Below are 19,229 nucleotides of genomic sequence, written 5' to 3'. Positions count from 1 at the left end.
GCAGGGTTGAGGTCTTGATCGTCTGAGTCCCGGACCTTCTCGAACTGACCGACACCGCCGGAGGCCGCACCGTGGATCAACTGGCGCTGCTGCTCATTCTGCTGCTCGGCGCCGTGGTGACGGTGCCTCTCGGCGAGCGGCTCGGGCTGCCCGCGCCCGTCCTCATGACGCTGGCCGGGATCGTCCTCGCCTTCGTGAGCTGGGTCCCGAACGTCGAGCTTCCCCCCGACTACATCCTTCCGCTGGTCCTTCCGCCCCTGCTGTACGCGTCCGTCCAGCGCACCTCCTGGCGGCAGTTCGCCGCCAACAGACGCCCCATCTTCCTGCTCGCCGTCGCCCTCGTCTTCGTGACGACCGCGGCGGTCGCCGCGATCGCGAACTCGGTCGTCCCCGGGCTGCCGCTCGCCGCCGCCGTGGCGCTCGGCGCGCTCGTGGCGCCGCCCGACCCGGTCGCCGCGACCGCCGTGGCCGGGTCGCTCGGGCTGCCGCGGCGGCTCGTGTCGATCCTGGAGGGGGAGGGCCTCTTCAACGACGTCACGGCGATCGTGCTCTACCACGTGGCGATCGCGGCGGCCGTCAGCGGGACGTTCTCCTGGCCGTCGGCGGTGGGGCAGCTCGTGCTCTCCGCGGTGGTCGCCGTCGCCATGGGGATCGCGCTGGGCTGGATCACCAACAAGCTCATGGGGATCCTCGGCGAGGCCACCCTGCAGACCGGCCTGACGCTGCTCGTCCCGTTCGTGAGCTACGTCCTCGCCGAGGAGCTGATGGGCTCCGGCGTGCTCGCCGTACTGACCACCGCGCTCTACCTCGCGGAGCACGCCGCCGACGCCGACGACGTCCTCGGGCGGATCACCGGGCAGACGTTCTGGAGAATCGTCGACACACTGGTCACCGGCGTCGCCTTCGGGCTCATCGGGCTCGAACTGCACAACGTCTTCGGCACGGCGAGCGGCCGTGAGTGGCAGATGGTCGGCTGGGGCGCGGCGGTCGTCGCGGTCGTCGTCGGCGTACGACTGCTGTGGCTGCTGCCCGCGACCTATCTCGCCAAGCGGCTGCACAAGCTGCGCGACATCGACGAGGAGATCCCGACGACCTGGCGCGAGACCGTGGTCATGTGGTGGTCCGGGATGCGCGGCGTGGCGTCCGTCGCCCTCGCCCTCGCCATTCCGCTGAAGACGGACAACGGCGATCCTTTCCCGGCCCGGGACGAGATCATCTTCATCGCCTTCTGCGTCATCATGGCGACCCTCGTCGTCCAGGGGCTCACCCTGCCCTGGCTGGTGAAGAAGCTCGGGGTACGCGCGGACACCGACGTCGAGCGGGCCATCGAGCGGGATCTCGCCATCCGGGCGGCCAAGGCGGCCAAGCGCCGCCTCAAGGAGATCGAAGAGGTCGAGGAGCTGCCCGAGGACCTCTCGGAGCGGCTGCTGCGCGGGGCCTTCGACATCGGCGCCAGGATCAGCCCCGACATCGTCGACGACGAACGGCGCGAGCGGTACTCCAAGCGCGCCGTCCGTCTCAAGGCGGTCCAGCGCATCCAGCGCGACATGATGTCGGCCGCCCGCCACGAGATCCTCGCCGCGCGCAGCGAACCCGGCGCCGACCCCGAGATCGTCGACCGGGTCCTGCACCACCTCGACGTACGCAGCCTGCGGTCCTGACGGCTGACAGCTGACGGAGGGGCGCGGCTCAGCCCCGGCCGGTGCGCGGCACGACAGGCCGGGGCGGATGCGGCTGCTCGTCCTCCGGCGGCAGTTCGGCCCAGGCCGTGTTGACCCGCGGCAGCGCGTAGGCGTGGCGCTCGCTCAGCCAGCGGATCAGATGCTCGCGCACCGTGACCCGCACCGTCCAGATGTCGTCCGCGTCCTTGGCGGTGACCAGGGCGCGCACCTGGATCGTGTTCGGCGTCGTGTCCGTGACCGCGAGGCCCCAGTCCCTGCCGTCCCAGGCGGCGCACTCGCGCAGGACGTCCTGGAGCTTCTCGCGCATCTCGGCGATGGGCGCCGTGTGGTCGAGCTGGAAGAAGACCGTGCCGGTCATCTGGGAGCCGCCGCGCGACCAGTTCTCGAAGGGCTTCGAGACGAAGTACGACACCGGCATGGTGATCCGGCGCTCGTCCCAGGTGCGTACGGCCAGGAAGGTCAGGGTGATCTCGTCCACGGTGCCCCACTCGCCGTCCACGACGACCGTGTCGCCGATCCGCACCATGTCGCCGAAGGCGATCTGCAGCCCCGCGAAGAGATTGGAGAGCGTGGACTGGGCGGCGACGCCCGCGACGATGCCGAGCAGCCCCGCGGACGCGAGCAGTGACGTTCCGGCGGCCTGCATGGCGGGGAAGGTGAGCAGCATCGCTCCGACGGCCACGACGCCGACGATCGCGGTGACCACCCGCTGGATGAGCGTGACCTGGGTACGCACCCGGCGGACCCGGGCGGGATCGCGGTGGGCATTGGCGTAGCGCGCGTACGTGGACTCGACGATGGCCGTCGCGATGCGGACGAGGAGCCAGGCCACGGACCCGATGAGCACCAGGGTCAGAGTCTGCCCGATGCCCGACGAATGCTCTTTGGCGATCTGCGCCTGTTCGAAGGAGCCGCGCAGCAGGGCGGCACAGAGGACAAGTTGGAAGGGGAGTCGGCCGCGGCGCAGCAGACCCCACAGGGGGTTGTCGGGGTGGCGGTCGTCGGCCCGGCGCAGCAGCACATCGGCCAGCCACACCACGGCCAGCGTGATCACGACCGAGCCGCCGACCACGATCAACGGACGCAGTACGTTCTCCATGCCCCCGAGGGTAAGTGGCACGATGGCCTCATGAACATCATGCTTTTCCACTCGACGTACGGGCTTGTGCCCGCGGTGCACGCGGCGGCCGACCGGCTGCGCGCCGAGGGGCACGAGGTGTGGACACCCGATCTGTTCGACGGGCGCACTTTCGGCACCGTCGAGGAAGGCATGGCCTTCAAGGACGAGCTCGGCAAGGAAGAGCTCCTCAAGCGGGCGATCCTGGCCGCCGCGCCCTACTCCGAGCGGGGTCTCGTCTACGCCGGATTCTCGTTCGGCGCCGCCACCGCCCAGACCCTCGCCCTCGGCGACGACAAGGCGCGCGGTCTTCTGCTCCTGCACGGCACGTCCGACATCGCGGAGAACACGACGGTGGACGAGCTGCCGGTGCAGCTGCACGTCGCCGAGCCGGACCAGTTCGAGACGGACGACTGGCTGAGTGCGTGGTACCTGCAGATGGGACGGGCCGGCGCCGACGTCGAGGTGTACCGCTACGCGGGGGCGGGTCACATCTACACCGACCCCGACCTGGACGACTACGACGCCGAGGCGGCGGAGTCGACATGGCGGACGGCGATCGGCTTCCTGGAGTCCCTCTAGACCCCTCTAGCCCCCCTCTAGACCCGTCTGGGCATCTCCGGGCCCCTTCGGCCCTCTGGGACCGTAGAACGCCAAGAGCGGGCGGACCGTGAAAGGTTCGCCCGCTCTTCGGCTGAGTGCTTCGGCTGAGTGCTTCGGCCGGGTGCTTCAGCTAAGTGCTTCAGCCCTTCAGCGCCGCGGCGATGGCCGTCTTGTAGTCCTCGACCGTCGAAGGGGCGTTCTTCTTGTCGGGGCCGGTCAGCTTCTTGCCGTCCATGACGAAGGAGGGAGTGCCCTCGACGCCGTCCTTGTTGTCGTCGAACATCTTCGACATCTCAAGGGCCCAGCGGTCGTACGTGCCGTCCTTGACGTCCTTCGCGAAGGTCTTGCTCTTCTTGAGCTCGGGGACCTCGTTCGCGATCTTGGTCAGGAGCGCGTCGTCCTTGAACTTGTCCTCCGTCTCGGAGGGGTGGTTCTCCTTGGAGAACATGGCCTTCTTGTAGTCCAGGAAGGCCTGGTCGCTCACGTTCAGGGCGGCACCGAGCGCGCTGAGCGCGTTCTTGGAACCCTCACCGGTGAGGTTGCGGTCGAGGAACGTGGCACCGACGAACTGGATCTTGTACTTGCCGTCCTTCAGGTCCTTCTCGACCGTCGGGCCCACCGTCTGCTCGAAGCTGGCGCAGACCGGGCAGCGCGCGTCCTCGTAGACCTTGAGGGTCTTCTTGGCGCTGTCCTTGCCGATGACGACGGTCGTGCCGTCCTTGCCCGAGGTGTTCGCGGGCTTGACCAGCTTCTCGTCGGCGGCGGCTTCCCAGTGGCCGGGCTTGTTGGACTGCATGACGGCGTAGCCGATGCCGCCCGCGATCGCCAGGACCGCGACGACGGAGACGCCGACGATCAACGTCCGCTTCCGCTTCTGCCGCTTGCGCTCGGCTTCCTGCTGGGCGCGGATCCGCTCGCGGGCCGCCGACTTGGCCGCCTGGCTGTTGCGCTTGCTCATGATGATGTTCTCCGTAGGGGTGACATACGTGGGGACGGTCGCGCTCAGGCGAAGACGGCCGAGCAGGGCGGTCCACGCCGTCCCACGAAATGCACGAGAAGCCGCGAACGCGCGGTCCGTACCCGGCGCGCGGGGCGCGGGGCGCGGCGCACGGGCCGCATGCTGACGCTCACCGCGGCGACCGCGATGAGCAGCGGTCGGAAGGTGCACGCGGCCATGGCGCGCAGGACCTGGGCCAGGGCGCGCTCGCCGCGCCGCAGCCAGGCCGCCGCGAGCAGACCGACCCCGATGTGCGCGCCGAGCAGCAGCCAGGCGGCGCTCGGCTCGGCGTCGGCGAGCAGTACGGCGGCACGGTGACCGTCGCCGGTCATCCGGGCCAGCGGCGTGCCGACGCTGCCGCCGCCGCACAGCACGTCGAAGCCGACGGAGCGCAGCGGACCCGCGACGGGACCGCCCGCCTGGCCGTAACAGACGTGCTGCCCCGTGGTGAACACCGTGTCGGCGGCCAGTTCGAGGGGGATGAGCAGGGCGGCGATCCGGCCGTAGCCGCGCTCGCGCCCCGCCAGGGCGTAGGCGATGACGAAGACCGCGCCGGTGATCACGGCGACGGTGGTCAGCGGCAGCGGGGCGCGGGACAGCAGGACGTGCGACGCGGCGGAGAGCGTCACGACGAGCGTCGTGAAGAGGGCCGCGCGCACGGCTCTGAGCTGGGTTCCGGATATGTCCATCGCGCAGCCGAGTCTGTCATGTGGGCCCATAAGGCATCCCTAAAGGGTGCCTATGAGTTACACGATGGCCTGCAGACCCGGAATCCGACCGTTACGGAACAGGTCGACGAAGATCTGGTGGTCCTTGCGGGCGCGCGCCCCGTACTCATGGGCGAAGTCCACGAGCAGGTCCCCGAAGCCCTCCTCGTCCGCCGCGATGGCGGCGTCGATCGCGCGCTCCGTGGAGAACGGCACCAGGTCGGAGTGGCCGCTCTCGTCGTCAGCGGCGGCGTGCATCGTGGCGGTGGCGCGGCCCAGGTCGGCGATGACCGCGGCGATCTCGTCCCAGTCGTCGATGTCCGACCAGTCCAGGTCCACGGCGTACGGAGAGACCTCGGCGACCAGCTGGCCCGCGCCGTCCAGCTCGGTCCAGCCGAGCCAGGGGTCGGCGTGCGCCTGGAGCGCGCGCTGCGAGATGACCGTGCGGTGGCCCTCGTGCTGGAAGTAGTCACGGACCGCGCCGTCGGTGATGTGCCGCGAGACGGCCGGGGTCTGGGCCTGCTTGAGGTAGATCACGACGTCGTTCTCCAGGGCGTCGCTGTTGCCCTCGAGCAGGATGTTGTACGAGGGAAGCCCCGCGGAGCCGATGCCGATGCCGCGGCGCCCGACGACGTCCTTCACGCGGTACGAGTCGGGGCGGGTGAGCGAGGACTCGGGGAGCGTCTCCAGATAGCCGTCGAAGGCGGCGAGCACCTTGTAGCGGGTGGCCGCGTCGAGCTCGATCGAGCCGCCGCCCGGAGCGAAGCGGCGCTCGAAGTCGCGGATCTCCGTCATGGACTCCAGGAGCCCGAAGCGGGTCAGCGAGCGCGCGTCGCGCAGCGCGTCCAGGAGCGGGCCCTGGGCGGTGTCCAGGGTGAAGGGCGGCACCTCGTCGCTCTTGGCGCCGGTCGCCAGGTCGTGGATGCGCTCGCGGTACGCCGCCGCGTAGATCCGCACCAGGTCGGTGATCTGCTCGTCGCTGAGCGCCTTCGTGTACCCGATCAGGGCCACGGAGGCGGCGAAGCGCTTCAGGTCCCAGGTGAAGGGGCCGACGTACGCCTCGTCGAAGTCGTTCACGTTGAAGATCAGACGGCCCTGGGCGTCCATGTACGTGCCGAAGTTCTCCGCGTGCAGGTCGCCGTGAATCCACACCCGTCCCGTGCGCTCGTCCAGGTACGGACCGCCGTGCTGCTCGCGCTCCAGGTCCCCGTAGAAGAGGCAGGCCGTGCCGCGGTAGAACGCGAAGGCGGAGGCGGCCATCTTCCGGAACTTCACCTTGAAGGCGGCGGGGTCCGCGGCGAGCAGCTCGCCGAACGCGGTGTCGAAGACGGAGAGGATCTGCTCGCCGCGCTGATCAGCGGTGGGCTGCGGTTCCGACATCGCGGGGTGCCTCCTGGTACAGGTCGTGCATGACATGTGGGACGGGTGTTCAGAACATTTGGGACAGGCGTTCCGCTCTGTCCAACGCACGACGGTACCCCCGAGTGCCCGTCGCTCGTCAGTGCTCCGGACAGCCTTCCACGCTTGTCAGTGCTCAGGATTAGACTTCCACGCTGTCCCCCCAGACTGCCCGCAGCCTGTCACCGTTCGTTCTCCGGAGGCCTTCCACCGTGACCAAGCCGCCCTTTACGCACCTCCATGTCCACACCCAGTACTCGCTGCTGGACGGTGCCGCGCGGCTGAAGGACATGTTCAACGCCTGTAATGAGATGGGCATGACGCACATCGCCATGTCCGACCACGGCAACCTCCACGGGGCGTACGACTTCTTCCACTCCGCGCAGAAGGCGGGCGTCACGCCGATCATCGGCATCGAGGCGTATGTGGCGCCGGAGTCCCGCCGCAACAAGCGGAAGGTCAAGTGGGGTCAGCCGCACCAGAAGCGCGACGACGTGTCCGGTTCGGGTGGTTACACGCACAAGACGATCTGGGCGTCGAACAGCACCGGCCTGCACAACCTCTTCAAGCTCTCCTCGGACGCGTATGCCGAAGGCTGGCTCCAGAAGTGGCCGCGCATGGACAAGGAGACGATCTCCCAGTGGTCGGAGGGGCTCATCGCCTCCACCGGCTGCCCTTCCGGGGAGCTCCAGACCCGTCTGCGCCTCGGTCAGTACGACGAGGCCCGCAAGGCGGCGGGCGAGTACCAGGAGATCTTCGGCAAGGACCGCTACTTCCTGGAGCTGATGGACCACGGCATCGAGATCGAGCGCCGGGTCCGCGACGACCTCCTGAAGATCGGCAAGGAGCTGGGGATCCCGCCCCTGGTCACGAACGACTCGCACTACACGTACGCCCACGAGTCGACCGCGCACGACGCCCTGCTCTGCATCCAGACCGGCAAGAACCTCTCGGACCCGGACCGCTTCCGCTTCGACGGCACCGGCTATTACCTGAAGTCCACGGACGAGATGTACGCCGTCGACTCCTCGGACGCCTGGCAGGAGGGGTGCCGGAACACGCTTCTGGTGGCCGAGCAGATCGACACCACCGGGATGTTCGAGAAGCGCGACCTCATGCCCAAGTTCGAGATCCCGGACGGCTTCACCGAAGTCACCTGGTTCCAGGAGGAGGTCCGGGTCGGCATGGGCCGCCGCTACCCGGGCGGTGTCCCCGAGGACCGGCAGAAGCAGGCCGAGTACGAGATGGACATCATCATCCAGATGGGCTTCCCGGGGTACTTCCTCGTGGTCGCCGACTTCATCATGTGGGCCAAGAACAACGGCATCGCGGTGGGCCCGGGCCGAGGCTCGGCGGCCGGCTCGATCGTCGCGTACGCCATGGGCATCACCGACCTCGACCCCATCACGCACGGCCTGATCTTCGAGCGGTTCCTCAACCCCGAGCGCGTCTCCATGCCCGATGTCGACATCGACTTCGACGAGCGCAGGCGCGTGGAAGTCATCCGGTACGTGACCGAGAAGTACGGCGCCGACAAGGTCGCCATGATCGGCACGTACGGAAAGATCAAGGCGAAGAACGCCATCAAGGACTCCGCGCGCGTGCTCGGATATCCGTACGCGATGGGCGACCGCCTCACCAAGGCGATGCCCGCCGACGTCCTGGGCAAGGGCATCGACCTCTCCGGCATCACCGACACCAAGCACCCTCGTTACAGCGAGGCGGGCGAGATCCGGGGGATGTACGAGAACGAACCGGACGTGAAGAAGGTCATCGACACCGCCAAGGGCGTCGAGGGCCTGGTCCGGCAGATGGGTGTGCACGCGGCCGGCGTGATCATGTCCAGCGAGCCGATCGTCGACCACGCGCCGCTCTGGACGCGGCACACGGACGGCGTGACCATCACGCAGTGGGACTACCCCCAGTGCGAGTCGCTCGGCCTGCTCAAGATGGACTTCCTGGGCCTGCGCAACCTCACCATCATGGACGACGCCGTCAAGATGGTGCGGGCGGGCAAGGGCATCGACCTGGAGATGCTCTCGCTCCCGCTGGACGACCCCAAGACCTTCGAACTGCTCTGCCGCGGTGACACGCTGGGCGTCTTCCAGTTCGACGGCGGACCGATGCGTTCGCTGCTCCGCCAGATGCAGCCCGACAACTTCGAGGACATTTCCGCCGTCTCGGCCCTCTACCGGCCGGGCCCGATGGGCATGAACTCGCACATCAACTACGCGGAGCGCAAGAACGGCCGCCAGGAGATCACGCCGATCCACCCGGAGCTCGAAGAGCCCCTGAAGGAGACGCTCGGCCTGACCTACGGCCTCATCGTGTACCAGGAGCAGGTGCAGAAGGCCGCGCAGATCATCGCCGGTTACTCCCTCGGTGAAGCCGACATCCTGCGCCGCGTGATGGGCAAGAAGAAGCCCGACGAGCTGGCGAAGAACTTCGTCCTCTTCCAGGAGGGCGCGAAGAAGAACGGCTTCTCCGACGCCGCGATCCAGGCCCTGTGGGACGTCCTGGTCCCCTTCGCCGGATACGCGTTCAACAAGGCGCACTCATCGGCGTACGGCCTCGTCACGTACTGGACCGCCTACCTCAAGGCGAACTACCCCGCCGAGTACATGGCCGCGCTGCTCACCTCGGTGAAGGACGACAAGGACAAGTCGGCCATCTACCTCAACGAGTGCCGGCGCATGGGCATCAAGGTCCTTCCGCCCAACGTGAACGAGTCCGTGCACAACTTCGCCGCCCAGGGCGACGACGTGATCCTCTTCGGCCTTGAGGCGGTCCGCAACGTCGGTACGAACGTGGTCGAGTCGATCGTCCGCTCGCGCAAGGCCAAGGGGAAGTTCGCCTCCTTCCCCGACTACCTCGACAAGGTCGAGGCCGCCGCCTGCAACAAGCGCACCACGGAGTCGCTGATCAAGGCGGGCGCCTTCGACACCATGGGGCACACGCGCAAGGGACTCACCGCCCAGTACGAACCCATGATCGACAACGTGGTGCAGGTCAAGCGCAAGGAAGCGGAGGGGCAGTTCGACCTCTTCGGCGGCATGGGCGACGAGGGCGGCGGCGACGAGCCGGGCTTCGGGCTCGACGTGGAGTTCTCCACCGACGAGTGGGAGAAGACGTATCTGCTCGCCCAGGAGCGGGAGATGCTCGGTCTCTACGTCTCCGACCACCCGCTCTTCGGCCTGGAGCACGTCCTTTCCGACAAGGCCGACGCGGGCATCGGACAGCTCACCGGCGGTGACTACTCGGACGGCTCGATCGTCACCATCGGCGGCATCATCTCCGGCCTCCAGCGCAAGATGACCAAGCAGGGCAACGCCTGGGCGATCGCGACCGTCGAGGACCTCGCGGGCTCCATCGAGTGCATGTTCTTCCCGGCGACGTATCAGCTGGTGTCGACGCAACTCGTCGAGGACGCCGTGGTGTTCGTCAAGGGCCGCCTCGACAAGCGCGAGGACGTGCCGCGCCTGGTCTCGATGGAGATGCAGGTCCCCGACCTGTCGAACGCGGGTACCAACGCGCCCGTCCTGATCACCATCCCGACCGTGCGGGTGACCCCGCCGATGGTCAGCCGCCTCGGCGAGATCCTCAGTCACCACCGGGGCAACAGCGAGGTGCGGATCAAGCTCCAGGGCGCGCAGAAGACGACGGTGCTGCGGCTCGACCGCCACCGCGTGCAGCCGGATCCCGCCCTTTTCGGGGACCTGAAGGTGCTGCTCGGCGCGTCCTGTCTGGCCGGATAGGTCCAGGCTCGGCGCGGGCCCCCGGTCCGGGCCCGGTTCACGCTTGACGAAAGGGGCGCACCCGGAAGTCCGGGTGCGCCCCTTCACGCATATACGCCTGTGCGCGCGTCAGTTGTGGCCGAAGCGACGCTGATGCTTGCGGGCGACCTCGGCCGGGCTGCCCTGGGACTGAACCGCGGACTGGACCCGCTGCTCGGCCTGCTCCGCAGACGACTTGGCCTGCTCCTGCGCCTGCTCCGCGGCCGAGGCGCGGTTCTGGTCGTCGCCCTGCTTGCGGTTCTTGTTCTTGGCCATAGTGATCTTCCTCCTGAAGGAAATCTGGGGGCCAGGACGCGACCAGATTCACATATGCCGACAAGCTGCGCATTTCAGAGAATTACCGTGCGTAATAAGCCCTGTCACGGCCCTGTCGTAGCCCTGTGGAAGAGAGAAGTCGCGCTGCGCCACGCCGAAGATCGAGTTCCGGCCGTTAACCTCCGCAGGGTCGGGCAGACTCGAAGGAAACCCGAACCATTGCTTCCAGGGAATCTCCAGGGAAAGAGGGTGGATCGCGTGGACCGTTGCATCGTCCTGGTGGACGCCGGGTATCTGCTGGGTGCCGCCGCGAGTCTCCTCGCGGGCGAGCCGTCCCGGTCCCGGATCACCGTCGATCACACCGCCCTGATCCAGGGCATCCGTGAACGCGCCGAATCCGACACCGAGCGCCCCCTGCTGCGGATCTACTGGTTCGACGGCGCCCCCGACCGCGTACCGCAGCCCGAGCACCGAAGGCTGCGGGTCATGCCGCGCGTGACGGTCCGGCTCGGCGCGCTGACCCGGAGCGACGGACGGTGGGCGCAGAAGGGCGTCGACGCCGCCATGCACGCCGAGCTGACGGAGCTGGCCCGCAACCGCGCCTGCTCGGACATCGTGCTCGTCACCGGCGACGGGGATCTGCTGCCCGGCATGATGGCCGCCAAGGAACACGGCGTCGCCGTCCACCTGTGGGCCGTGCAGGCCGCCGACGGGGACTACAACCAGTCCGAGGACCTCGTGGCCGAGGCCGACGAGCGCCGCGTCCTCGACCGGACCTGGATCACCAAGGCGGTGCGCCCCAAGGAGCTCACCGGTGTCTGCGCGCCCTCTCCGATTCCGCGCCCCGAGATCGCCGCGATCCTCTCCGCGCCCCTGCCGGAGTCCGCCCTCGCGGCCAGCGCCCAGCGGGCCGCCGACGAGGCCGCGGGCGTGCACCACGGCCAGCACGGTCAGCACGCCGAGGCGGGGACCAACGGCGACAGCGGCAGCGCCCACCCCATCCCCCCGGGCAAGGGCGTGCCCACCCCCAAGGACCTGGCCGCCCTGCGCGGACCCGGCACACAGGCCGCACAGCACCCCACCAACGCCACGCTGCGCTGGTCATCGGACAAGGGCTGGGTCGAGCGCCCCGGCGGCGCCGCGGAGAGCCCTGAGGCCGCGGCCCTGCCGACGCTCGCCCAGGTGACGACGGCCGAGCAGCGCTGGGCCGACCGTGAGGAGGACATCACCACCGTCGGCGGTGACCCCTTTGAGGTCGGACAGGTGTTCGCGCGCCGCTGGATGGCCCGCCTGCCCGAACAGCACGACCTGCGGAAGCTCTCGACGATGTACCCGCGCATCCCGCACCGCGTCGACGGCGAGCTCCTGCGGTACGCGGCCCGCTTCGGCCTGCTCGCCCACAAGGACGACCAGATCGACGAACACGACCGGTACGCGATCAGGGCGGGCTTCTGGCGCGAGATCGACGTCCACACGGCGGTCGAGCACGCGCCGGTGGGCGACCGCTCCGGCGAGTGACCGAACGGATATGCGGGCGGGTGACGGAACGCGGGCGCGGATGACCGGGCAGATGACTGATACGGGGCGTACGGGGCGCCCCGGGCGTCGTAGTGGGCACCGGACCCCGTAGTCTCGTCCTTCGTGAGTACGCGCTCGGCACAGGCAGTCCGACAGGGGCTCCGACAGGGTCACGGCAGCGATGCCGTCTGCGCGGTGCGCGACCTCGTCAAGACGTATCCCGCCGCCCGTGGCAGGCGCGGCAGGCCCGCGACCCCCGAGGTGCGCGCCACCGACGGGATCAGCCTGGAGGTCAGGCGCGGCGAGATCTTCGGCCTCCTCGGACCCAACGGCGCCGGCAAGTCCACCCTCGTACGCCAGCTGACCGGCCTGATGCGGCCCGACAGCGGCAGCGTCGAGATCCTCGGGCACGACATCCTGCGCCACCCCGAGCGGGCCGCGCGGATCCTCGCGTATCTGGGCCAGGAGTCCACCGCGCTCGACGAGCTGACCGTCTCGCTCGCCGTCGAGACGACCGCGCGGCTGCGCGGCCTCGACGTGCGTGCGGCGCGGGCCGAGCGGGACGGCGTACTCGAAGAGCTCGCGCTCACCCCGCTCGCCTCGCGGCCCCTGAAGAAGCTCTCCGGCGGGCAGCGCAGGCTCGCCTGCTTCGCCACCGCACTGGTGGGGGAGCGGCCGCTGCTCGTCCTCGACGAGCCGACTACCGGCATGGACCCCATCGCGCGGCGCGCCGTCTGGGGCGCCGTCGACCGGCGCAGGGCCGAGCGCGGCACGACGGTGCTGCTGGTCACCCACAACGTCATCGAGGCCGAGACGGTCATGGACCGCGTCGCCGTCCTCGACCACGGCAAGGTCATCGCCTGCGACAGCCCCGTGGGGCTGAAGGAGCAGGTCGCTGGCGAGGTGCGGGTGGAGCTCGTCTGGCGGGAGCGGGCGCCGCTCGATGTCCCCGAGGTCGCCGCGCTGCGGTCGTCCGCCGTGGAGTCCGGGCGGCGGTGGTCCCTGCGGCTCGCCCCGGACGAGGCGCGGGCCGCTGTCGCGGCGGTCACCGGCGGGGCCGCCTTCGCCGCGTTGGACGACTTCACCTTGGCCACGCCCAGCCTGGAGGATGTGTACCTCGCCTTGGGCGGGAACGGGGAAGGGCTGGTGAAGGGGTGACCCTTTCTGCGGCTCGGTGGGGGCGGTCCCGGTCCGCCGCTTCGCGGCGGATGTATCCCGCCCACTCACCCGTCCGCCCCGCGTCGAGCAGTGGGCGTAGTGACACGAACATCAGCAGGAAGGGCGTCCGATGAGTGCGGTTCCTCTGGAAGCCGCGGTGCGGACCGACGACCGAGAGCGGCAGGCCGACGCCGCCGCGCCCCTGGGGCCCCGTGCGCGGCTGTTTCCCGCCCTCGCGGCCGTCTACCGGGCCCAGCTGTCCCGGGCGCGGGTCGCGCGGATTCCGCTGCTCTTCGTGGCGACCTTCCAGTCCGTCGGGATCATGATCCTGATGCGGGGCGTCGTCGACGGGGGCGGTGAGGCGCGTGCCGTCGTCGCCGGGTCCTCCGTGCTCGTCGTCGCGTTCGTCGCGCTCAACCTGCTCGCGCAGTACTTCGGGCAGCTGCGGGCCGACGGCGGCCTCGACCACTACGCCACGCTGCCCGTGCCGCCCGCCGCGGTGGTCCTGGGCGCCGCGGCCGCCTACGCCTCGTTCACCGTGCCGGGCACGCTCGTCACCGCGGTGGTCGGGTGCGGCCTCTTCGGGCTCCCGCTGGGGCACCTGTGGGTGCTCGTCGCGGTGATCCCGCTGGCCGGTGCCGCGCTCGCTGGGCTCGGTGCCGCCCTGGGACTGCTCGCACCCCGGCCCGAACTGGCCACACTTCTCGGCCAGTTGGGCATGTCGGCGGCGCTGCTCCTCGGGGTGCTCCCGGCCGAGCGGATGCCGGGCATCCTGCAGTACGCGCGTGATCTGCTCCCTTCGACGTACGGCGTCGAGGCGTTCGCCCGTACCTTCGGGCCGCATCCGGACTGGGCGGTCGTCGCCCTGGACCTCGCGGTCTGCGCGGGGGTCGGCGTCGCCTCGCTGGCCATCGCCACCTGGGCCTACCGCCGTGCGGCCGTGCGGTGACGCGGCGCTCGGTGACAAGGTGACGCGGCGCTCGGTGACAAGGTGACGCGGCGCTCGGTGACAAGAGGGGCGCGCGGCGTCTCCTTGAGGGGTGGCGGTCGGGCGACGGGTGGGCCTGGCACCATGTGTGGGTGACTGCACCGCTGACGCCCTCCCAGCCGCCCCACGACCAGCCCCCGCACGACGCCTGGCAGCAAGCCGCTCAGCCGTCCGGAGCCGTTCCCACGTCGGTGCATGAGGAGGACGGTCCTGGTATGAAGACCGAAGTGCGGCAGGCCGCAGTGGTCATGGTCGCGATGGCGGTCTGTGGCCTCCTGCTCGGGCTCCTGTGGATGTGGCTCGCGCCACGGGTCCCGCTGATCGCGAACAACGAGGCGGTGTACCTCTACGACACCGAGGGCGAGCAGGCGATCGGGGTCGACGGAACGTTCACTTTGCTCGCACTCGCGTTCGGCGCGGTGAGTGGCGCCGTGGTGTTCCTGCTGCGCAAGCAGGGCGGGATTCCGCTGGTCGTCGGGCTGACGGCCGGGGGGCTGCTGGCGGCCGTGGTCGCCTGGCGCTTCGGGATCTTCCTCGGGCCGGAGACGGATGTCGTCGCCCACGCGAAGTCGGTGGGCAAGGGCGTCGCGTTCGACGCGCCCCTCGAGCTCAAGGCGAAGGGCGCGTTGCTGGCCTGGCCGGTGGCCGCGCTGCTCGTGCACCTGGGGCTCACCGCGCTCTTCGGGCCGCGTGACCCCGACCCCTACCCCCTGCCCTACGGGGACCCCGGCCGGGGCGACGGGGGCCCGGACTCCACAGGGGCGTGAGGAAGCCCCGGACGCCGGTCGGCGCCCGGGGACCGAGGCCGGACGTCAGGCGGGGCGCCTCCCGTGGTTGGCCTTGCCCTTCTTCACCCGCCACTTCCTCTTGCGCGTCTTCTTCGACATGAGGGTGTAACTAGTCGACCCGACGCCCCGCGTCGAGGGCCTATTCACGCCCGATCGGGGCCAGTACCGCGCCCGTGAGACGCGCCAGGTCGCCGGGGGCCAGCTCCACTTCCAGGCCCCTGCGGCCCGCCGACACGCAGATCGTGGCGTGCGCCGATGCCGAGTCGTCCAGGACGGTGCGCAGCTTCTTGCGCTGGCCGAGGGGGGAGATGCCGCCCCGTACGTACCCCGTGGTGCGCTCGGCGGCCGCGGGGTCGGCCATCACCGCGCGCTTGCCGCGGACCGCCGTGGCCAGGGCCTTGAGGTCCAGGGTGCCCGCCACGGGGACCACGGCCACCGTCAGCTCGCCGTCGACCTCGGCGACCAGGGTCTTGAAGACCCGGTCGGGGGAGACGCCCATGGCCTGCGCCGCCTCTTCGCCGTACGAGGGGTGTGCGGGGTCGTGTTCGTACGCGTGGACGGTGTAGTCGGCGCCCGCCGCCGTGAGGGCGACCGTCGCGGGAGTGCCGCCCGCGCCCGACTGCTTCTGCTGTTTCTGCTTCTTCGCCACAGCGCTCGCGCCTTACGTCAGTTGAGACTGGTCGTGCCGCGCGTGAGGTCCGTCGCGGGCAACGACGGCAGATTACGGATGATCGCGGTCTCGGCGCGAAGGACTTTCAGCTCCTCGTGCAGGCGCGAAGCCGTGTCCGGCGCCTCCAGGAGCCGCTGCTTGGTGGGGGTGTCGAGGACGGCCGCGGCCGCGACCAGATACGACACCACGGACGGGTCGTCCGGCAGCTCGGCGCCGGTGGAGAGGGACCGTTCGCGCGCCCCCGCGAGGCGCTTCTGGTAGGCGCGGAACGCCCGCAGGACGCCTTCGGCCAGCGCTCCGGCCTCCTCGCCCGGATCCTCGGGCAGCTCCTCGACCTCCGCGGTCAGGAAGGCCCCGGACGCTTCGACCGAGTGCAGGCGTACGCGTGAGGTGCCGGTGGCGAGGACCTCGAAGCCGCCGTCGGCGCGCTCCCTGATCGTCGCCGCGTCGGCCACGCAGCCCACCGCGTGGAAGGCCTTGAGCGGGTCCTCGCCGAAGCCGGCGGTCGGCCCCTGCTCGGGCTGCGTGGTGGGGTCGGGGAGGCCGGGGGCGCTGGGCGCCACCTCGAGGCCGTCACGGATCGCGACGACCGCGAAGAGGCGCTGCTCCTCTTCGGGAGTCTTGAGCAGGTCGCGCATCATGGCGCGATAACGCTCCTCGAACACGTTCAGCGGGAGGACGAGCCCCGGGAACAGCACCGAGTTGAGCGGGAAGAGCGGAAGCCGGACGGTGGTCACGAGCCTGAAGCCTAATGGTCCTCGGAGCGCGCACGTCCGCGACCGGTGCGCAGCGGGGTCCTGGAGGCCACCTCGATGCGTACGCCGTCGCGCAGTTCCAGGAACTGGCCGAGCGGATCGTCGGACATGCGGTCCCAGGGGAAGGACGTCGCGTGGGGCCCGATGAGGTGCAGTTGTTCCAGGGCGTCGCTCCATCGCTCGAGGCGTACGAGGACGTACGTGAGGAGGTTGCGGACCTCGGCGGGCCAGGGATCCCCGGCCTCGTACTCCCGCGACGCGGCGATCCCGAGGTCGGCCGCCGCGTCCAGGCGCTCGCGCGGCACGCTCCCCGACGCGCTGGTGAGATACGCGAAAGCGGCCCGCGCGGGCAGCGCCTGGATCAGCGAGCCCGGCAGCGCGTCCCGCGCGGCCCGCTCGGCGAAGTCGAAGCACTGGCGGTGCGATCCGTACCAGTCGGCTGACAGGTACTGGAGTGCGGAGGCGTGGCAGCCGTAGTGGTGCGAGGCGCGGTGCACCGCCTCGGCCCGGATCGAGTCGAAGACCGACTGCGGGGCATGCGTGCCGCGCGCGTGGTCCAGGGCGATCCGCCAGGGCACGGGGTCGCGCGGGTCCGCGTCGGCGGCGGCGGTGATCAGGGGCGCTGTCTGGCGAAGCAGCTCGGCGCGGGCGGGCGACTCCCAGCCGCGGACGACCGCGAGTTCCGCCTTGACGAGCAGCGCGTCCGGATCGTGCGGCGCGGCGGACTGCCAGTCGTCGAACCACTCGGAGCGGGAGCGGGCGAAGGCGGCGAGGCGCGTCGTGTAGCGGTCGCGGTTCTCCCACTCGTTGCCCTCGCGGGTCATGGCGAGCAGCTTGGCCGCGGGGTCGTAGTCGCCGCGGCCCGCGGCGACGAGCGCGGGGCCGAGCCGGTCGTCGGGGGCGTCGAGGAGCACGTCGTCGTCGGGGGCGAGGCCGGTCGCCAGGAGCGGGGTGTTCCTGACCATGCGGGCGGTGCGGATCAGGGCGTGCAGGAATGCCATCGTGTGGATATTGAAAGCCGCAGGTCGGGGCAGGTGCCAGAGGGCGGCCGGTGAAGCTTTCGTATCGGCCGTTAGGTTGCCTGACGTATGGTCAAGGGCAGGTAAAATCTCCGCCCCGGGAATCCCTGGCCCGGGAATCCCTGCCCCGTGGATCGCTGACCGGGGGATCCCTGACCCCGGGGATCGGTCCCCGCGCCCCCTCAGTTCCTCCGCAGAAGTCGCGTCGCCCCCGCCGCGACCGTCGTCGCAAGGACCCACCCCAGCAGGATGAGGATCGCCGCGAACCACTGCCAGCCGCCGCGCAGCTGCCAGTAACTGTCCTGGCCGAGGTCGATGACCGGGAGCAGCAGGTCGAGGGAGAAGAGCGCGGGGTTCCAGTTCGGATGCTCGCCCGGCTTGATCGCCGGATGGTCGGAGTGCGAGAAGGCGACCGCGCTCACCGCCCAGAGCACCGCCATCCACAGGGCGGCCCGTCCAGGACGGTAGCCGTAGGCCACCGTCCAGTCCTGCGCGAAGCCCCAGAGCTTGGCCGCCAGGGGGAGGGTCTCGCGGCGTCGGCGCTGCTTGGCGAGCAGGACCTCGCGGGCGTCGGCGTCCTCGCCGCCGTTGCGCAGGACGGTCGCCAGCTTCTCGTACGGTTCGGGGTTGTACTCGGCGGTCGCGGCCGCCACCCAGGCCAGCCGCCGGGAGAGCGGGAAACTGCCCTGCGGGACGAGGTTCTCGTAGCTGAAGCCGCCCATCTGGAGGCCGCCGGGACCCGGCCAGCTGGTCGACTTGTCGATGAGGTTGACGACCTTCATGCCGGACAGGATGACCTTGCCGCGCTGCGGGGCCTCACCGAGGAAACGCAGCTCGGGGGTCTGGACGCGGCGCAGCGACACCTCCTGGTCGTTCTCCAGGACGAAGCGCGCCTGGGCCAGGTCGACGGCGTCACCGAAGCGCCCGTCGTCGAGCCGGATGCCGCCCTGGCACTCGAAGCGCTGGACGCGGGTGCCGCGCGGGGGAGTCGTGCCGCTGGTCATGGGGGGATCGCCGAGCGCGGCGGGCGTCATGTAGAGCGTGCGTTCCACGGTCATCTGCGGGGCGTTCAGCGCCCGCTGGCCGTACGGATTGGCGAGCTTGCTGCCGCGCAGGCTGAGGGAGACGCCGACCTTCGCGCCGCGCAGGCTCAGCTGGCCGTGCGACTCCATCATCTCGGCCTGCAGGTCCTGCCCGACCGAGAGCCCGTCGCCCATGATCGAGTTGCCGCGCCGGTCGCGGTAGATCACGGCCTGGTTGATCAGCAGGTCGGTGCCGATCTGGGCGTCCGTGAGCCGCATGCCGTTGTGGATCCGGCAGCGCGGCAGATGCAGATCGCCCTCCGTGTGCACGCGGGCCGCCTCCACGCGCGGGATCGAGCAGTTGACCAGGCGCAGGGTGGTGAACTTGGCCTCCGGGACGAGTACTTCCTTCTCGAAGCGGCAGTGCTTCAGCTCGGCGTAGGGAACGACCTCGCCGCCCGCCAGATCGAGCACGTCCGTGATCTGGAGGCCCGAGAGCTTCAGCGACGAGACCCGGCCCGAGAGCGCGGGCGGCCCTTCGAGGAGCAGCCAGCACACGATGCGCGCGCGCACGCTGCGTTCCGGGCCCCAGGGGTGGCCGCCGTGCGGATCGTCCGCCATCGCGTCCCCCGACCTGAGGTCATAGACGCTGCCGTTGCGGAAGGCCTGCCACATGCCGATCTCGGCGGCGGTCAGTCCGTCCGGCGGGTCACCGATGCCGGTGTCGTCGACCACTGCTGTTGCCCTCCCCGTACTGC

Annotated in this window: 17 protein-coding genes; 7 read left to right on the top strand and 10 right to left on the bottom strand. The window is 70.1% G+C overall.

Features of this window, described 5'->3' with window-relative positions; translation table 11 throughout:
* The first annotated feature begins 71 nt into the window (after positions 1-71).
* On the top strand, positions 72-1,661 hold the full coding sequence (locus ACZ5CR_RS38240; protein WP_468866429.1) for a Na+/H+ antiporter: 1,590 nt from the start codon (positions 72-74) through the stop codon (positions 1,659-1,661).
* A gap of 28 nt (positions 1,662-1,689) precedes the next feature.
* On the opposite strand, the gene ACZ5CR_RS38235 is transcribed toward ACZ5CR_RS38240, so the two are convergent.
* Positions 1,690-2,781, bottom strand: coding sequence for a mechanosensitive ion channel family protein (locus ACZ5CR_RS38235; RefSeq protein WP_468866426.1), 1,092 nt, complete (start codon positions 2,779-2,781; stop codon positions 1,690-1,692).
* A gap of 30 nt (positions 2,782-2,811) precedes the next feature.
* Here ACZ5CR_RS38235 and ACZ5CR_RS38230 point away from each other — a divergent pair, with 30 nt between their 5' ends.
* Entirely contained in the window at positions 2,812-3,381 is a 570-nt protein-coding gene (locus ACZ5CR_RS38230; protein WP_389914351.1) for a dienelactone hydrolase family protein, read from the top strand.
* A gap of 160 nt (positions 3,382-3,541) precedes the next feature.
* Here the strand turns inward: ACZ5CR_RS38230 and ACZ5CR_RS38225 are convergent, their stop codons facing one another.
* From ACZ5CR_RS38225 to ACZ5CR_RS38215, 3 genes are read right to left on the bottom strand one after another with little or no spacing between them, the layout of a single operon-like run.
* The gene (locus ACZ5CR_RS38225) at positions 3,542-4,360 is read right to left on the bottom strand and encodes a thioredoxin domain-containing protein (protein WP_468866423.1); all 819 of its coding nucleotides are present in this window, start codon (positions 4,358-4,360) and stop codon (positions 3,542-3,544) included.
* 44 nt (positions 4,361-4,404) lie between these two features.
* Positions 4,405-5,088: a hypothetical protein gene (locus tag ACZ5CR_RS38220; protein ID WP_468866421.1), complete on the bottom strand. Its 684-nt coding sequence runs from the start codon at positions 5,086-5,088 to the stop codon at positions 4,405-4,407.
* 57 nt (positions 5,089-5,145) lie between these two features.
* On the bottom strand, positions 5,146-6,486 hold the full coding sequence (locus ACZ5CR_RS38215; protein ID WP_468866419.1) for a DUF2252 domain-containing protein: 1,341 nt from the start codon (positions 6,484-6,486) through the stop codon (positions 5,146-5,148).
* Positions 6,487-6,716: 230 nt separating this feature from the next.
* On the opposite strand from ACZ5CR_RS38215, the gene dnaE reads away from it, so the two are divergent.
* Positions 6,717-10,259, top strand: a complete 3,543-nt coding sequence (dnaE, locus tag ACZ5CR_RS38210; protein WP_468866417.1) for a DNA polymerase III subunit alpha — start codon at positions 6,717-6,719, stop codon at positions 10,257-10,259.
* 108 nt (positions 10,260-10,367) lie between these two features.
* Here dnaE and ACZ5CR_RS38205 read toward each other — a convergent pair whose 3' ends face one another.
* Positions 10,368-10,553: a hypothetical protein gene (locus tag ACZ5CR_RS38205; RefSeq protein WP_383271199.1), complete on the bottom strand. Its 186-nt coding sequence runs from the start codon at positions 10,551-10,553 to the stop codon at positions 10,368-10,370.
* Positions 10,554-10,811: 258 nt separating this feature from the next.
* Here ACZ5CR_RS38205 and ACZ5CR_RS38200 point away from each other — a divergent pair, with 258 nt between their 5' ends.
* From ACZ5CR_RS38200 to ACZ5CR_RS38185, 4 genes are all read left to right on the top strand, one after another.
* Positions 10,812-12,071 carry an NYN domain-containing protein gene (locus ACZ5CR_RS38200; RefSeq protein WP_468866414.1) on the top strand — a complete coding sequence of 420 codons (1,260 nt, stop codon included), beginning with the start codon at positions 10,812-10,814 and terminating at the stop codon, positions 12,069-12,071.
* Between the two features lie 195 nt (positions 12,072-12,266).
* Positions 12,267-13,229: an ABC transporter ATP-binding protein gene (locus tag ACZ5CR_RS38195; RefSeq protein ID WP_468866412.1), complete on the top strand. Its 963-nt coding sequence runs from the start codon at positions 12,267-12,269 to the stop codon at positions 13,227-13,229.
* 130 nt (positions 13,230-13,359) lie between these two features.
* The gene (locus tag ACZ5CR_RS38190) at positions 13,360-14,178 is read left to right on the top strand and encodes an ABC transporter permease (RefSeq protein ID WP_468866410.1); all 819 of its coding nucleotides are present in this window, start codon (positions 13,360-13,362) and stop codon (positions 14,176-14,178) included.
* A gap of 131 nt (positions 14,179-14,309) precedes the next feature.
* On the top strand, positions 14,310-14,984 hold the full coding sequence (locus ACZ5CR_RS38185; RefSeq protein ID WP_468866408.1) for a DUF2567 domain-containing protein: 675 nt from the start codon (positions 14,310-14,312) through the stop codon (positions 14,982-14,984).
* 45 nt (positions 14,985-15,029) lie between these two features.
* Here the strand turns inward: ACZ5CR_RS38185 and ACZ5CR_RS38180 are convergent, their stop codons facing one another.
* From ACZ5CR_RS38180 to ACZ5CR_RS38160, 5 genes are all read right to left on the bottom strand, one after another.
* The gene (locus ACZ5CR_RS38180) at positions 15,030-15,104 is read right to left on the bottom strand and encodes a hypothetical protein (RefSeq protein ID WP_468866518.1); all 75 of its coding nucleotides are present in this window, start codon (positions 15,102-15,104) and stop codon (positions 15,030-15,032) included.
* 40 nt (positions 15,105-15,144) lie between these two features.
* Complete coding sequence (ybaK, locus tag ACZ5CR_RS38175; RefSeq protein WP_468866406.1) at positions 15,145-15,654, bottom strand: Cys-tRNA(Pro) deacylase; 510 nt, start codon at positions 15,652-15,654, stop codon at positions 15,145-15,147.
* 17 nt (positions 15,655-15,671) lie between these two features.
* A complete protein-coding gene (locus ACZ5CR_RS38170) occupies positions 15,672-16,412 on the bottom strand; it encodes an LON peptidase substrate-binding domain-containing protein (RefSeq protein ID WP_468866404.1) in 741 nt (246 codons plus the stop codon).
* Positions 16,413-16,423: 11 nt separating this feature from the next.
* The gene (locus ACZ5CR_RS38165) at positions 16,424-17,431 is read right to left on the bottom strand and encodes a hypothetical protein (RefSeq protein ID WP_468866402.1); all 1,008 of its coding nucleotides are present in this window, start codon (positions 17,429-17,431) and stop codon (positions 16,424-16,426) included.
* 200 nt (positions 17,432-17,631) lie between these two features.
* Positions 17,632-19,146, bottom strand: a complete 1,515-nt coding sequence (locus tag ACZ5CR_RS38160) for an oxidoreductase (protein ID WP_468866516.1) — start codon at positions 19,144-19,146, stop codon at positions 17,632-17,634.
* Positions 19,147-19,229: the final 83 nt, after the last annotated feature.

Source organism: Streptomyces sp. NPDC031274, assembly GCF_055570235.1.
Note: the sequence above shows the minus strand (reverse complement) of the source record. Positions and strands in the feature narration are given on the sequence as shown.

Excerpts from the sequence above, each read along its gene's own strand:
- ACZ5CR_RS38235 (WP_468866426.1), bottom strand. The coding sequence starts at position 2,781 with ATGGAGAACGTACTGCGTCCGTTGATCGTGGTCGGCGGCTCGGTCGTG.
- ACZ5CR_RS38230 (WP_389914351.1), top strand. The coding sequence starts at position 2,812 with ATGAACATCATGCTTTTCCACTCGACGTACGGGCTTGTGCCCGCGGTG.
- ACZ5CR_RS38225 (WP_468866423.1), bottom strand. The coding sequence starts at position 4,360 with ATGAGCAAGCGCAACAGCCAGGCGGCCAAGTCGGCGGCCCGCGAGCGG.
- ACZ5CR_RS38220 (WP_468866421.1), bottom strand. The coding sequence starts at position 5,088 with ATGGACATATCCGGAACCCAGCTCAGAGCCGTGCGCGCGGCCCTCTTC.
- ACZ5CR_RS38215 (WP_468866419.1), bottom strand. The coding sequence starts at position 6,486 with ATGTCGGAACCGCAGCCCACCGCTGATCAGCGCGGCGAGCAGATCCTC.
- ACZ5CR_RS38205 (WP_383271199.1), bottom strand. The coding sequence starts at position 10,553 with ATGGCCAAGAACAAGAACCGCAAGCAGGGCGACGACCAGAACCGCGCC.
- ACZ5CR_RS38190 (WP_468866410.1), top strand. The coding sequence starts at position 13,360 with ATGAGTGCGGTTCCTCTGGAAGCCGCGGTGCGGACCGACGACCGAGAG.
- ACZ5CR_RS38165 (WP_468866402.1), bottom strand. The coding sequence starts at position 17,431 with ATGGCATTCCTGCACGCCCTGATCCGCACCGCCCGCATGGTCAGGAAC.
- ACZ5CR_RS38160 (WP_468866516.1), bottom strand. The coding sequence starts at position 19,146 with ATGTGGCAGGCCTTCCGCAACGGCAGCGTCTATGACCTCAGGTCGGGG.